13 protein-coding genes are annotated in these 15,188 nt (G+C 31.5%); 5 read left to right on the top strand and 8 right to left on the bottom strand.

Features of this window, described 5'->3' with window-relative positions; all coding sequences use genetic code 11:
- The first annotated feature begins 99 nt into the window (after positions 1-99).
- The 3 genes from asnS (at position 100) to AQ1685_RS02755 (ending at position 3,692) form a co-directional block, all read left to right on the top strand.
- Complete coding sequence (gene asnS, locus AQ1685_RS02765) at positions 100-1,542, top strand: asparagine--tRNA ligase (protein ID WP_095069242.1); 1,443 nt, start codon at positions 100-102, stop codon at positions 1,540-1,542.
- 87 nt (positions 1,543-1,629) lie between these two features.
- Positions 1,630-3,093 carry an RNA polymerase factor sigma-54 gene (rpoN, locus tag AQ1685_RS02760; RefSeq protein ID WP_095069240.1) on the top strand — a complete coding sequence of 488 codons (1,464 nt, stop codon included), beginning with the start codon at positions 1,630-1,632 and terminating at the stop codon, positions 3,091-3,093.
- Positions 3,093-3,692 carry a hypothetical protein gene (locus AQ1685_RS02755; protein ID WP_095069238.1) on the top strand — a complete coding sequence of 200 codons (600 nt, stop codon included), beginning with the start codon at positions 3,093-3,095 and terminating at the stop codon, positions 3,690-3,692. Before rpoN ends, AQ1685_RS02755 begins: the two co-directional genes overlap by 1 nt.
- Before the next feature lie 5 nt (positions 3,693-3,697).
- Here the strand turns inward: AQ1685_RS02755 and AQ1685_RS02750 are convergent, their stop codons facing one another.
- The 6 genes from AQ1685_RS02750 to AQ1685_RS02725 all read right to left on the bottom strand — a co-directional run bounded on the left by AQ1685_RS02750 (position 3,698) and on the right by AQ1685_RS02725 (position 7,997).
- Entirely contained in the window at positions 3,698-4,366 is a 669-nt protein-coding gene (locus AQ1685_RS02750) for a porin family protein (RefSeq protein WP_231970239.1), read from the bottom strand.
- Between the two features lie 76 nt (positions 4,367-4,442).
- Positions 4,443-4,916 (bottom strand): ExbD/TolR family protein, encoded by a 474-nt coding sequence (locus AQ1685_RS02745; protein WP_095069234.1) that lies wholly within the window; start codon positions 4,914-4,916, stop codon positions 4,443-4,445.
- Positions 4,917-4,934: 18 nt separating this feature from the next.
- Entirely contained in the window at positions 4,935-5,567 is a 633-nt protein-coding gene (locus AQ1685_RS02740) for an ExbD/TolR family protein (RefSeq protein WP_095069233.1), read from the bottom strand.
- Positions 5,568-5,573: 6 nt separating this feature from the next.
- Entirely contained in the window at positions 5,574-6,011 is a 438-nt protein-coding gene (locus AQ1685_RS02735; RefSeq protein ID WP_095069231.1) for a hypothetical protein, read from the bottom strand.
- Between the two features lie 12 nt (positions 6,012-6,023).
- Entirely contained in the window at positions 6,024-6,737 is a 714-nt protein-coding gene (locus AQ1685_RS02730) for a MotA/TolQ/ExbB proton channel family protein (RefSeq protein WP_095069227.1), read from the bottom strand.
- Between the two features lie 228 nt (positions 6,738-6,965).
- Positions 6,966-7,997 (bottom strand): asparaginase, encoded by a 1,032-nt coding sequence (locus AQ1685_RS02725; protein ID WP_095069226.1) that lies wholly within the window; start codon positions 7,995-7,997, stop codon positions 6,966-6,968.
- Between the two features lie 101 nt (positions 7,998-8,098).
- Between AQ1685_RS02725 and AQ1685_RS02720 the strand changes: the two genes are divergently transcribed.
- On the top strand, positions 8,099-8,809 hold the full coding sequence (locus AQ1685_RS02720; RefSeq protein WP_394341870.1) for a zinc metallopeptidase: 711 nt from the start codon (positions 8,099-8,101) through the stop codon (positions 8,807-8,809).
- Positions 8,810-8,872: 63 nt separating this feature from the next.
- Positions 8,873-9,379: a hypothetical protein gene (locus tag AQ1685_RS02715; protein ID WP_231970238.1), complete on the top strand. Its 507-nt coding sequence runs from the start codon at positions 8,873-8,875 to the stop codon at positions 9,377-9,379.
- A 37-nt stretch (positions 9,380-9,416) separates the two neighbouring features.
- Here AQ1685_RS02715 and AQ1685_RS02710 read toward each other — a convergent pair whose 3' ends face one another.
- Together AQ1685_RS02710 and AQ1685_RS02705 are read right to left on the bottom strand one after the other, a co-directional pair.
- A complete protein-coding gene (locus AQ1685_RS02710; protein WP_095069212.1) occupies positions 9,417-12,947 on the bottom strand; it encodes a discoidin domain-containing protein in 3,531 nt (1,176 codons plus the stop codon).
- A gap of 29 nt (positions 12,948-12,976) precedes the next feature.
- The gene (locus AQ1685_RS02705) at positions 12,977-14,959 is read right to left on the bottom strand and encodes a M12 family metallo-peptidase (RefSeq protein ID WP_162288546.1); all 1,983 of its coding nucleotides are present in this window, start codon (positions 14,957-14,959) and stop codon (positions 12,977-12,979) included.
- Positions 14,960-15,188 lie beyond the last annotated feature (229 nt).

Raw genomic sequence — 15,188 nt, 5'->3', positions numbered from 1 at the left:
ATAACTTCTTGTATTTTTTTTCTTCTTCGGTAAGTAGTCATAAAACACTATTGTAATTTCTCTCTAATAAATTATATTTGTTCCTCAATTTTTTAAAAGATGAAAACAAGTAGCGTAAAAGAATTATTAGCTTCAGAAAAGCTTCTTCAAGAAGTAAATGTTAAAGGTTGGGTAAGAGCGTTTAGAAGTAATCGTTTTATTCAATTAAATGATGGTTCTACTATAAATAGCATTCAATGTGTTGTAGATTTTGAAAATACAGATGAAGCTTTATTAAAGAGAATTAATACAGGCGCTGCTGTTTCTATTAATGGGACTCTAGTTGAAAGTCAAGGAAAAGGACAATCTGTAGAAGTTCAAGTAACTAATGTTGAAATTTTAGGAGATGCTGATCCAGATGAAGTTGCGAAAACTATTTTACAACCTAAAAGACACTCTTTAGAGTTATTAAGACAACAAGCTCATTTACGTGTTAGAACTAATACGTTTAGTGCGGTAATGCGTGTGCGTTCTGCGCTTTCTTTTGCTGTACATCAATATTTTCAGCAAAATGGGTTTTATTATGTAAACACACCTATTATTACTGGTTCAGATGCTGAAGGAGCTGGAGAAATGTTCAGAGTAACTAATTTTGAAACGAATAAAGCTCCATTGAATGAAGAAGGTGAAGTAGATTACAGTCAAGATTTCTTTGGTAAGCAAACTAACTTAACCGTATCTGGACAGTTAGAAGCTGAAACCTATGCCATGGGATTAGGTAAAGTATATACATTCGGACCTACGTTTAGAGCTGAGAATTCTAATACAACTAGACATTTAGCTGAATTCTGGATGATAGAACCTGAAGTTGCATTTAATGACTTAGATGCAAACATGGATTTATCGGAAGATTTTATTAAATATGTTTTACAATATGTATTAGATAACTGTAAAGATGATCTAGAGTTTTTAGAAAATAGACTTTTACAAGAAGAGAAGACAAAACCACAAGCTGAGCGAAGTGAAATGTCTTTAATAGAAAAGTTAAGATTTGTTGTAGACAATAACTTCAAACGTGTTTCTTACACAGAAGCTATTGATATTTTACGTAACTGTAAACCTAATAAGAAAAAGAAATTTCAGTATCTTATTGATGAATGGGGAGCAGATTTACAATCAGAACACGAACGTTATTTAGTTGAAAAGCATTTTAAATGTCCTGTGATTTTATTTGATTATCCAGCGAAAATTAAAGCATTTTACATGCGTTTAAATGAAGATGGAAAAACAGTAAGAGCTATGGACGTACTTTTCCCTGGAATTGGAGAAATGGTGGGTGGATCTCAAAGAGAAGAGCGTTTAGATGTACTAAAAGAAAAAATGGCTGCTTTAGATATTCCTGAAGAAGAATTATGGTGGTATTTAGATATTCGAAAATTTGGTACGGCTGTTCACTCTGGATTTGGTTTAGGTTTTGAACGTTTAGTTTTATTTACAACTGGAATGAGTAATATTAGAGACGTAATTCCTTACCCTAGAACACCACAAAACGCAGAATTTTAATTCTACAGTGATATATTAACAAGATCATCGTCATTCTTCCATAAGAATGGCGATTTTCTTTTTCATCGAATTCATATATTTGTAATTATGTTAAAGCAAAGTTTACATCATAAATTACTTCAAAAATTGTCTCCACAACAGATTCAATTAATGAAGTTAATACAATTACCTACTCAGGCTTTCGAAGAACGTTTAAAACAAGAAATCGAAGAGAATCCTGCATTAGATACTGGAAAAGAAGAAACTGATAATTTTGATGATACTTTAAGTAATGAAGCAGAATTTGATGATACTGGGAATGAAAAAATAGATGCTGAAGATATTAATATTGACGAGTATTTAAGCGACGATGAGTATCCAAGTTATAAAACACAGAGCAATAATTATTCTTCAGATGATGAAGAAAAACAAGTTCCTTATGCTGCAGGAACAACATTTCATCAGTCACTTAAAAATCAATTAAATACATTTAGAATTAATGATGAAGAGAGAGTTATTGCCGAATTTTTGGTTGGAAGTATTGATGATAGCGGATACATTAGACGTGAAATAATTGATTTAGTAGATGATTTAGCATTTACGCAAAACGTTTTTACTTCTGAAGAATTAGTATTGAAAATTCTAACTGAAGTAGTTCAAAAATTAGACCCTATAGGCGTAGGAGCTAGAGATTTAAAAGAATGCTTAATCATTCAATTAAAGTCTAAAACTGAAACTAAAAGTAGAGCTTTAGCTATTAAAGTTTTGGAAAGTGCTTTTGATCATTTTGTAAAAAAACATTACAAGAAGCTTTTAGATAAATTCAATATTTCTGAAGAAGAATTAAAAGAAGTGATTGGTGAAATCTCTAGGTTAAATCCAAAACCTGGAAGCTCATACGCTGGAAATAATAAAATAGCTGAACAAATTGTTCCTGACTTTACAATACGAATTTTAGATGGACAATTAGAGCTAACTTTAAACTCTAGAAATGCTCCTGAATTGCATGTTTCTAGAGAATATAACGAAATGCTTAAAGGCTATCAGAGTTCAAAAGATAAAAGTAAATCTCAGAAAGATGCTGTAATGTTTATCAAACAAAAGTTAGATGCTGCAAAGTGGTTTATTGATGCCATTAAGCAACGTCAACAAACATTATTGGTAACCATGAACTCCATAATGCATTACCAGTATGATTATTTCTTAACCGGTGATGAACGTAAGCTAAAACCTATGATTCTTAAAGACATTGCAGATCAAATTAATATGGATGTTTCTACTGTGTCTAGAGTTGCAAATAGTAAATATGTATCTACTCCTTACGGAACTAAATTAATTAAAGACTTCTTTTCTGAATCTATGAAAAATGATCAAGGAGAAGATGTTTCTACAAGAGAGATTAAAAAGATTTTGGAAAATGTAATTGCAGAAGAGGATAAACGTAAACCCTTAACGGATGAAAAACTATCTAAAATTTTAAAAGAAAAAGGATATCCTATTGCAAGAAGAACTGTAGCTAAATATAGAGAACAACTAGATATTCCTGTGGCTCGTTTAAGAAAAGAAATTTAATGAGCTGGCAAAAAGCAATATCAACTATTTTGCATCCAGTAGTTATGCCAACTATTGGAATATTAACGTATTTTATAATTACTCCTCATCATATTTCTGTAAGAGAACAGTTGTATCTTTTTGTAACAGTTTTTATCTCTACATACATTTTTCCTATGTTTTTACTGATTTTTTTAAAATTGATAGGGAAAATTAAATCTTTTGAAGTAAGCACTATTAAAGAGCGTAAAATACCGTTATTTTTAATGACTTGTATATTCTTATTCTTAGGTAAGTTCTTTAGACAATATACAATCGTAAATGAACTTTCTTTTTTGTTTTATGGAACGCTTTTAGCTTTAATAATTGTTTATTTTATATTCTTTTTAAAAATTAAAACAAGTTTACATTTACTTTCTACAGGAAGTGCTTTAGGTTTTTTTGTTATACTACAATTAATATATAATATTTCATTGCTACCGCTACTTTTAATTTTCACACTTTTAGCTGGTTTTTTAGCAACGGCAAGACTTGATCTTAAAGCTCATACTCCTAAAGAAGTTTACTTAGGCTTTTTATTAGGTTTTAGCTGTCAATTAATAGCTTATTATACACTGTAATTAAATTACAAGAGATAAAAAATAACTCCGAATTTTAGAATATTAGAATCTACACTCCGGCTATTTATAAATGTATTATTATACACTGGTGTTAAACCATAATACATATAGAAATTAAACGTACCATAACCAGCTGATAACTCTAAACCTGTTTGAAAGTTGTTATATATAGGAACATTACTAAATTCAACTATATTTTCGTTTTCGGTATAACTAAAAAGATTATTAAGGTTATAAGTCATTTTTACACCAGTATAAATTCTCCAAAAAGAATAGGTAATAGCATCTGATGTTCTCCATCGGAACTGAATAGGAAACTCAAGGTTGTGAAGTGTTAATTTATTTGACGTGATATTTTCTGCTAATTGAACTGTATTATCATTAACTAATTGTATTCCATGATTAAAAGAATTAAAACCATAACCTGCACCAACTCCAATCGCAATATTACCTCTTTTATTTAAAGGTATATCTCTAATGTAACCTACGGATAAGCTATAAGAAAATCCTGTACTACTAGTTCCTCTTGGCTGGTTTAACATAATATCATAGCTTACCCCCAAATACAGTTGATCTTCTAAATATTTGTCTCCAATTTTAAGTGAATCTACTTGCGAAAAAGACATGTAAAAACTAACGAAAAACAATAAAGTTGAAAGAAGATATTTTAACATAAAAATCAAATTAGTTTTAACTAAAAAAGAGCAATATAACTATTGCTCTTCTTTAACTATTTAGAAATAATATTTCTTATTTTTTAATGCTACTTCCTTTTTGAGTTGATAAACTCAATTTAAGTGCATTTACCTCTCTTAATTGTAAACGAATATCTGTAAGCGTACCTACATTTGATTCTTTATCAGCTTTAATTGAAGTCGTCATAAAAGGAATTTCTTTTTCAGAAACTTGTTGACGCTCATTTAAAATAAAAGCTGGTATATCATCTGGTGTAGCTATTTTATCATTCAATTGAATTCTATTATACTTAGAACCCCATTTGTCTGTATCTTTAGCTCTACCTACATATATAGTACTTACTAAACTTTTATGTTCTAACTTCTTTACTTCAGTAGCACTTGGTAAACGTGGACTATCTACTTTAAGATCAGTTTCACGCATTACTGTTGTTACCATGAAGAAGAATAATAACATAAAAACAATATCTGGTAAAGAGGCAGTTGATATGGCTTGTTGACCTGATTTTTTCTTTTTAAATTTAGACATAATTCAATGTTTTATAATTTAATTACTATCATCAGAATCTAAGTCAGTAATAATCTGAGGGTAACTAGATTTGATATTTTCTACCTTCTTTTTTAACTCCTCATCTTTACGACCAGTTTTCTTATATGCTTCTTCTAATTCTGTAAAAGACATACCATACTTTTTCTTGCATAGTTTATTTCTTAATTCAGAATAAGCACTTAACAATTCGTTTTGAATAGTTACATATGTACCGTAATCGGCAGCTCTGTCACTTTCAATAGATATAATCGCTTTGTTTGGGTGATCTGACGAATCAGGATTTCTATCACCTCCACAATAATCGCACTCAGTACCTTTATCTGCTCCTGGTAAAGGATTTCCTATTCCTCCTCCGTTGTCGATAAATTTAAGCGCAGCGCTCTTCAAATCTTTTAACTCTAAAACATCACCGTCAACAAATAAGTCATTATTTCTATTGATACTTATTTGAAAGATATTTTTCTCTTTAATTTTTGGCGGATCATAATCTTTTGGAGGTTTTTCAGCTAATTTTTTAGAAATACCTGAATCAACATCCATTGTTGTTGTTACAAGGAAAAAGATAAGTAGCAAGAAGGCTATATCTGCCATCGAACCTGCATTAATTTCTGGGTTTTCTCTTCTTGCCATTCTTTATTATTTAATTAATCCTTTGAATAAATCAAATACAAAGAATGCTCCTCCTACTACTAAAAGGATAAGACTTGACCAAATTCCTGTACTTGTTAACTTTGAAACAGAACTTCCTTCTGCTGCAATTACTTCCTTATTTGCATCTAAAACTTGACTAGAATCAGATACTAATGAAGAAACTAATAAAATCACTCCAAGAACTGCTAAACCTAATAAAGTTTTCTTAAGTGCTTTTGGATTTTTAGCTACTCCTAATATAGAGGCTAATACTGCAATCGCCATTGTAACGATAAGTATTACTATACCGAAGGTAACTATAGGGCTAGATGCATCAGACATAGCTACTTTGTCTTCTGAATCTGTCATCATTACGTTGATAAAAAGACCGAAGCCTACAACCGAAATAATAGCTACTAATAGTGTTAATATTTTATTATTCATTTGCTAACTTTATTATTTTTTATACTTAGCTAACAAATCAATTAAAGAAATTGATGCGTCTTCCATGTTGTTTACTATACTATCTACTTTAGATACGATATAGTTATAGAAAATTTGTAAGATAATTGCTACTACTAATCCAAATACTGTAGTTAAAAGTGCAATTTTAATACCACCTGCTACTACCGCTGGAGAGATATCATTTGCTACTGCAATTTTATCGAAGGCATCGATCATACCAATAACCGTTCCCATGAAACCAAGCATCGGTGCTAAAGCGATAAATAAAGATAACCAAGAGATGTTTTTCTCTAATAATCCCATTTGTACACCTCCATAACCAACTACAGCTTTTTCAGCAGCATCTAATCCTTCGTCTGCTCTTTCTAAACCTTGGTAAAAGATTGAAGCAACAGGTCCTTTTGTGTTTCTACACACTTCTTTAGCAGCCTCTACACCACCTGAACTTAAAGCGTCATCAACCTTAGCTACTAATTTCTTAGTATTTGTTGTTGCCATGTTTAAATAGATAATTCTTTCTATTGCTATAGCTAAACCTAATATTAAAGTAACTAAAACAATCCCCATGAATTTAGGATCTCCTTCAATAAAACGTTGTTTTAATTCTTGGTGGAAAGTTTTTTCAACTTCCTGAGCAAAAGTTGATTGAATAGCCCCAAAGAACATAATTCCTGTAAGTGTTAGGACATTTACTGCTTTTTTCATTTTGTTATAATTAATTTAAATAGTTAACGTGTTAAAAATACAAATTTTTAAATTGTCTAAACTGGCGTACAAATTACTATAATTTTAGTTTTTTTTGTTAAAAAATATGTACCCCAAGTTTTCAGACTGCCAATTAACAAAAAAATGTTGGTTCAGTAAAGAAAATTAACGGTTATTGTTAAAATACTTTGTCTTTTTAATGGAAACAATAATTCAATTAAGATAAATTTACGAAATCTCACCTCGCAATGGAGTTTCAAAATAATACTTGAATTGTTGATCAGATAAATCTTCTCCCAACAGGTACATCATTTTTGCAATTGCAGTCTCTGTTGTGATGTCTTTTCCATTTATAATCCCCATATCTTTTAAGTCTGTACTCGTCTCATACAAACCTAAAATCACACTTCCTCCACTGCATTGTGTAACATTTACTACTCGCACTCCTTTTTGTATCGTTTTAGCTATCAAATCAATAAACCATGACTCTGTAGGAGCATTACCAGAACCATAACTTTCAAGTATTAGTCCTTTTAAACCTTCAACATTAACAATAGCTTCAACAACTTTTGGTGTAATCCCTGGAAATAATTTCAGTATTACTATATCTGAAATCAAATTTTTTCTGAAAATTAATTTAGAATTCTTCGATTCATTTCTAAGCAACAAATGCTTATTAAAAGATAAATGTACTCCACTTTCTGCAAGTGGTGGATAATTCATTGATGTGAACGCTTCAAATTGTTCTGCGTTAATTTTTGTTGTTCTATTTGCTCTGTACAATTTGTATTCAAAATACAATCCGACTTCTTGAATTATAGGTTCTCCTTTCTCTGAAGCACAAGCTATTTCTATGGATGTAATTAAATTCTCTTTGGCATCTGTTCTCAAATCTCCAATAGGCAATTGCGATCCTGTAAAGATTACTGGTTTTTGTAAATTTTCGAACATAAAACTTACTGCAGAAGAAACGTAAGACATGGTATCTGAACCTGTTAATACAACAAAACCATCGTATTTATTATAGTTCTCTTCAATAATTTCAGCAATTGTTATGTAATAAGATGTATTCATATTAGAAGAATCTATTGGTTCTTCAAATGAAATAGTGTCTATTTCACAATTTAATTGCTTTAACTCTGGAATTTTCTCTAAAATCTGGCTAAAATCAAATGCTCTTAATGCGTTAGATTTATAATCTTTTACCATTCCTATTGTACCACCAGTGTACACTAATAAAATATTAGGTCTACTTGTCATTTTGTCAACTTTTTATCCACATTTTGATTGTGGAATAATTTATGTTGTAAATTTATCAAACTAAGAAAGAATACAATTATTAAAAGTAAAAAAGTATAACTATGGTAATGGATCTTGGATATTACGTAATAATGGGAGCTTTTGCTTTAATCAGTAGTTTGGTAAGCAGTTCTCTTAAAAGAAAGTTTAAAAAATACTCTAACATTCGTTTACGAAATGGAATGAGTGGTGCTGAAATAGCTCAAAAAATGTTAGATGATCATGGAATTTATGATGTTAAAGTAATTTCTACTCCAGGTAGTTTAACTGATCATTATAACCCTCAAAATAAAACTGTAAATTTAAGTGATGTCGTTTATCACGAAAGAAATGCTGCTGCTGCTGCGGTTGCTGCACATGAAGTTGGACATGCTGTACAACATGCTCGTGCTTACAAATGGTTAAAAATGCGATCTAATCTAGTTCCCTTAGTTGGTATATCATCTAAGTTTTCGAATATTTTGATCATGGCAGGATTAGTTTTAGGGCTAACTTCTAATTTAGGATATTATGCGCTTTCTATCGGAACTGCTATGTTTGGAGTTGCAACTCTATTTAGCTTTGTAACTTTACCTGTTGAATACGACGCTAGTAACAGAGCTTTAGCATGGTTAAAAAATAAAAACATGGTTACTCGTGAAGAATTAGCAGGTGCGCAAGATGCTTTAAAAGCTGCGGCAAGAACGTACTTAGTTGCTGCTATTGGTTCTTTAGCAACTTTATTATATTGGGCAATGCGATTAATGGCTGCAAGTCAGAATAGAAACGATTAGTTCTTCTATTCAAAAGAATGTAAGGAAAGTGTATTTTAATCGTCAAAGAAGTAAATTTTACTTATGAAAAAACTTTATACTTCATTGATTTTAACTTTAATATTTTCCTTATCAATGTCGGCGCAAGAAATGACACTTACTAAATTAGGAACTATATTAGAGAGAGCTAGTGACAGCATTATCAGTCAAAAGCCTCAATGGCGTTTCGTTATTAAAGATGTGCCTTTTATTGCCATAGCAGACTCTACTCACAATAGAATGCGAATTATTTCTCCGATTGGGGAAAGCGATAAATTAAATGAAGAATTAAAAACAGCTTCTTTAATGGCTAATTTTCATACTGCTTTAGATGTTAAATATGCTATTTCCGATAATATTTTATGGTCTGTATTTATTCATCCTTTAAAAGAGTTAACCGAAGATCAAGTTTATGATGCTGTAAGTCAAGTATATTATGCACACGTAAATTTTGGAACTACTTTTTCGAGTACATCTTTAGTGTTTCCTGGAAATAAAAGACCTCAAAAAAAACCTAAAAAAGTTGAGAAAAAAATTCTCAAAAAGATATAATTAAAAGCCTCAGTATATTTACTGAGGCTTTTTTTCTTTACTTTTTAAATACTTTAATTGATCTTAATTTTTTACTATCTTCAAATTGTAGAATATAAAATCCTGTTGAAACTGTATTCACATTAATAATCAAATTCTCTCCATCAAATACTTTTGCAATTGGTAACACTTTACCATTTACTCCAATTAACTTTAAGTTTCTTACCGACTTAAGAGACGGAATTCCTTTTACAATAAGTTTATCTTTAAAAGGAATTGGATACACTTTAATTCCCCCAAAGTCTTGTAAATCTACACTTGGAGCTATTTCATTTGTTTTTGAATCTTGACTTACAGCTTCTTCAGGTGAATCTATATACTTTACAGAAAACTCTGCAACAGAAGCCCATCGTTTACCATCTACTTCAGAAAGTGCTCTAAAATATAAATAACGTGTTTTGAATTGTTCAAAATCTGCCGATTGTTTTAATGTTGATTTTTGGAATGATCCTGTTGAAAGTTGTTTCCAATTACTTCCATCCCATCCAAAAAGAATATATTCTTTTACCATTCCTGTAGTTCCTGATTGGCGACCTTGATACGAAAATCCTACTACTTCTTTTTCTTTTCCTAAATCTATCGCTATAAAATGTGGATGTGATGTATTATCGTCGTACCAATTTGAATGCCAGTAAGTATTTGGATCTCCATCCGCAGCTTTCTCCTTCGAATGATCTGCATTAGTAGTTTCTTCACTATTGGTATCGTAAACTACACAACCAATACAATCTTCTTTAATGTCTGGTTCGTTTGAATTATCATTCACTTTAACTTCTACCACATTAGAAAAATCTGAATAATCAGAACTATCATAAGCTCTAACTCTATATTGGTAAGTTCCTTCAGCAAGGTTTTCATCTGTATAAGTTGTTAAATCATTTACAAAATTGATTCTACTAAATCCTTGTCCGTCGTTTCTCTGAATTGTAAACCCTGATTCATTATTAGAATTATCTTTCCATCTTAATGTTACATTTTTATCAGTTAATGCAGCAGTTAAATCACTTGGAGGAGTAATTGTATTATCAGTAATTGTTACTTTTATTTCTACTGTATTAGAAAAATCTGAATAATCAGTTCCATTATAAGCTCTTACTCTGTAAGTGTAAGTTCCGTCAGCCAAATTTTCATCTGTATATGTAGTTTGATCGTTTATAAATCCTACTCTACTGAACCCTTGTCCGTCATTTCTTTGAATTGTAAATCCTGACTCATTATTAGAATTATCTTTCCATGTTAATGTTACATTTCTTTCATTTAAAGAAGCAACTAAATCGCTTGGAGCTGTAATTTCAGTATCTGTATTATCTTCACTGTACAAATCAGACTCCCAAATACCTCTTCCATATGTAGCCAAACGAAGTTTTCTTGTACCATAGTGAATTTCTAAATCTGTAGTTTGAACACCAGGAAGATTTTTAGAAAACGAAACCCAAGAACTCAAATTATCATTCGTGTAGTAAACACCAGATTGCATTCCAACATAAAGACCATTTTTACTTGTATCATCAAACACTAAACATTGAGCAGCAATATTTGGCAAATTACTTCTGATGTTTGTCCAATCACTTCCTGCATTTGTAGAAATATATACTCTAGAACCTGTAGCAGCGATGGCAACTCTTTCCGGATTATTTGGATCGACAGCTATAAAGTTTACATCACCTCTAAAATTACTTACTTCGGTCCAAGTCGGATTACTACTTTGTCCGTTTTTCGTTCTCCAAACTCTTCCTTCTTGAGCTATATAAATGTAGTTGTTATTCGATTTAGCAATTGCCATTTCATCTAAATTACCACCAACATTTATTCTTGAGGTAATATTAGTCCAACTTCCACTTCTTCCACCATTATTACTTCTGTATAAATCTCTATATCCAACATAGATTTTTCTACTATCAATAGGATCCATCGTAAATGGTGTTACCCATTCTCCACTAAAATTTCCTGGCTTACTAATATTTCCAATACTGTTTCCACCGTCTGTACTTTTATACAAGCTACCAAACTGAACAGTTCCATAAACAATATTTCTATTGGTATGATCGATAAAACATTCCATTCCATCTGCTCCTAACCACTCAACAAATTGTCTGCTAGAACCTCTCATAATATTAGTTCCATTGTCTTGCGCTCCACCAACAATCATATTAGCGTCTGTTGCTGAATTTCCTATTCTATAATATTGACGAACAGCTAATCCTCCTTGAGTTAAATCGCGCATATTATTTCCACGATCTGAACTTCTAAAGATTCCACCGTCGCTACCTACATAAATAGTTCCGTTGATATATTGCATTACTTCGATATCAGCATGAACATAAGAGCGATCTCCAGGACTGCTCCATGATGCTAATTTTGTAAATGAAACTCCACCATCTAAAGACCTAGAATAATCCATTCCTCCAACATGAACTTCATTTGCATTTGTATTTGAAACTGTGATTGCCATATCTCTTGAAGCTTGTGTAAAATACACATCATTTGTAGAAAGTGTTTGATAACTTGATCTTGTAGAGAAACTAGATCCGCTATTCGTAGATCTGTATATATATCCAAAACTACTACCTCTTTTTTGTACTAAATACACCATATTTGGATTTGCAGGAGTTACAGCCATTTTCATACGTTCTGTTCGACTTAAACCACTGGTAATTCTACTAAAAGAAGCACCTCCATTTGTTGATTTATAAAAACTACTTCCGCAGGCATAAACTACATTTGTATTTCCTGGTTTAAATTCTACGTCTTCTGAATTTGCATTTAATACTGAAGAAAAACTAGCTCCTTTGTTTGTAGAACGATATAGCGCTCTAGAAGTTCCTATAAAAATTGTATTTCCATTAGGATGAATTAAAATTCTTCTTGGTGTTCCGCTTACTCTATAAATTTGCGACCAAGATGAACCTCCATTAGTAGATCTCATGATTTGTCCAGCAGAATTCCCAAGGTAAACAGTATTAGAATTTGTTGGATCTATAGCTATAGACCAAATAGACATGTTTGTCATATTATCTCCTAAGGGTGTCCAAGAAGAACCTCCGTTTGTAGTTTTCCAAATACCTCCACCAGGTGAACCTGCGTAAATAATGTTTTGTTGATTTGGTTCAACAGCAATAGAAACTATTCTACCCAAACCTGGAGACCAACTCCTAGTTCTAGTCCAGTTAAATGGCCCTAATTCTTTCCATCCACTCACATTTCGTGCTTGTCTAGATTGAATTTCTTTTGTGTTGTACTGCTTGTTAAATTTTTCACATTCATCTACAACTTGCCTGTCACTAATTACACGACCATTTGCATCTTGATTACGTTTTGCCCAATACAAGTTTCGCATGAATAATTTAAATCCGCTGCCCTTACCTTTACTATGAGTTTCGTAATATTTTTCTCCTAAGCGTTCTAGCTTTTTAACTTTTAAGTTTTCTTTCTGAGATAATTCGTATAACTCTTGAGCCTTGGCTACGGAGAAATTACACGATAGCAGTATTACTGCTATCGTTAATTTTAATGAGGTTAATTGTTTCATTTATAATTGGTTTTTAGTTGATAGTATTCTTATTTTATCATAACTCTTTTAGCAACACTTGTTTTTCCATTCGTAATTTTTAATAGATAGATTCCTTTAGGCAAAGCTTTTACATCAATTTTTTCTGAAACTGTAGCTCCTGGAGAAATTCTGTTAACTTGTTTAGTTAATACTAACTTCCCTAAGATGTTTCTAAGACTTACTTTAGTTTCTTTAGCTTTCATGTGTTTTACTTTGAAGTTTAAAAATTCCTTTACAGGATTGGGATACACATTAAGAGCAATTTTTTTAAAGTTATTTTTACTTAGAGAGTTTAATTTGATTCCTGGTTGTGAAGAACAAGTTGCTAATTCTATCCATTCAGCTCCATTCCATTCGAATGCTTTTCCTTGGTAAATAACTTTATCTCCTGCCTGATAGTTTGTATTTTCTTGCCAAGGATCAATTCCTGAACATGGATCTCCATTTTGATTATCACAAGAACCTAAACCTGTCCAATCGTTATTTTCTCTTTTAAATAAATTACCTTGATAAACAACTAAATCTCCATCTTTGTAATTGGCTTCACTAGTCCATTCATCTACGCCATAACAATTATCGCTACTACAGGCTCCTAAATCATTCCAGTCGTTATTCCCAGTTCTTTCAAACAGTCTACCATTATATACTACTTTATCTCCAGCTGTATAATTTGTATTCTCTGCCCAATTGTTAACTCCCGCACAACTCACTTCATCTCCATTACCTCCTCCTCCGTTGTCTGAACACGAATCCACACAACTTGCTCTGTTAATACTTCTTCGTATCACACTTGCAGGCTGTGAACCAAATCCTTTTCTAAGGTTTGTTCCTACACTATTAAGATGACAATAACTCATGATTGTTCCTCCGTCTGAAGGAGCTCCTGGTCTACTACAATTTCCTTCTGTTTGATAACAACCATCGATAGCAGTATTATTTCCATTCCAAACACAAGCATGTGTATGACTAGAACCAAAATTATGTCCTAGTTCGTGAGCAATTGTTGAAATATTCCACGAGTAACGAGGTACATTCGAATAATTTCTATAAATACCAGATAAACCATAACGATACGAGCCACAAAGTGCATTAACCCAAGCAACTCCTCCTGAATAATTATAGGTTACAAAATGGCCTAAATCACCATTAAATCCGTTTCTATTTCTGTAGCTTCTATAGCTATCTAGGTCATTAAAAGGCGCTGTTGAAGTCCAAGATCTAATTCCTGAAAGTTTCAAATTAACTCCTTCATCATTATAAAGAATAGCAACTTGATTGAACATAGCTTCAACAAAAGCTGACGCAGCACTTGCCCCTCCTTTATCTCTTACCACATCATTCGCAATATCAAAAAAGATTTTTGGGCATTTACCTGCATTTGCTGCTGGTTGTTTACTCTTTTTTTCTAATTCTTTAGGCGCTTTAAGATGATGTAATTTTTCTATTTGACATTTAAAATCATTTAAGTGACTTATATCTTTATCTTCATAAAGAATATGTTCGTTACTTCCTTTAATTTTTCCTAAAACAAAATTCCCTACTTTATCATCTAGGCTTATATAACCGTATATTTCACCATTTCGAATAGACATAGCAACTCTCGAATTACTTTCATTTTTTATAATTCCTCGATAATGAGTAATTTCTAAAGGTTTAGTTATTTGTTTAGATGGTAATTCTTTTGAAGAATAATCATCTGACTTAAGAGAAACTTTTACCAATTGTAAAATCATTGTAGACGATTTATTGGGCAAAGGCAAAATCATAGCTTCAGGAGATGAATTTGAATTCGAAAAACGTCCCATTACGCGAGAACTCAACGATAATAATTCATAGTTTTTCAATTCTTTAGGAATCTTGATTCGTTGTTTCCTTCTACTATTCTTTCCGAAATTAAAAAGATTTATTTCTTCAAATTTCTGTCCTTCAGATTGAGCTGATAAAATACGTTCTCTAGGTTTAATTTTTTGTGCAGTGCACGTTAAAGACATTGTTAGCACATACAATACCAACAACTTAAAGTTTGTTTTCATGTTTTCTATTAAAAAAAATTGGTTGGGAGATAGTTAAAATGAGATATAAGGTTAGCTAGGCCTATAAAACTTACATTTTAAAAGCTATCAATAAATACTACTATAAAGCCTAAAAAGACTTCATACTTTTCAATAAAATATCCGGATAAATTATGCTGTGTTAAGCAACAGCTACCACATGGTGCAT

It is taken from the genome of Tenacibaculum jejuense, from assembly GCF_900198195.1.
Classification (GTDB): Bacteria; Bacteroidota; Bacteroidia; order Flavobacteriales; family Flavobacteriaceae; genus Polaribacter; species Polaribacter jejuensis.
Note: the sequence above shows the minus strand (reverse complement) of the source record. Positions and strands in the feature narration are given on the sequence as shown.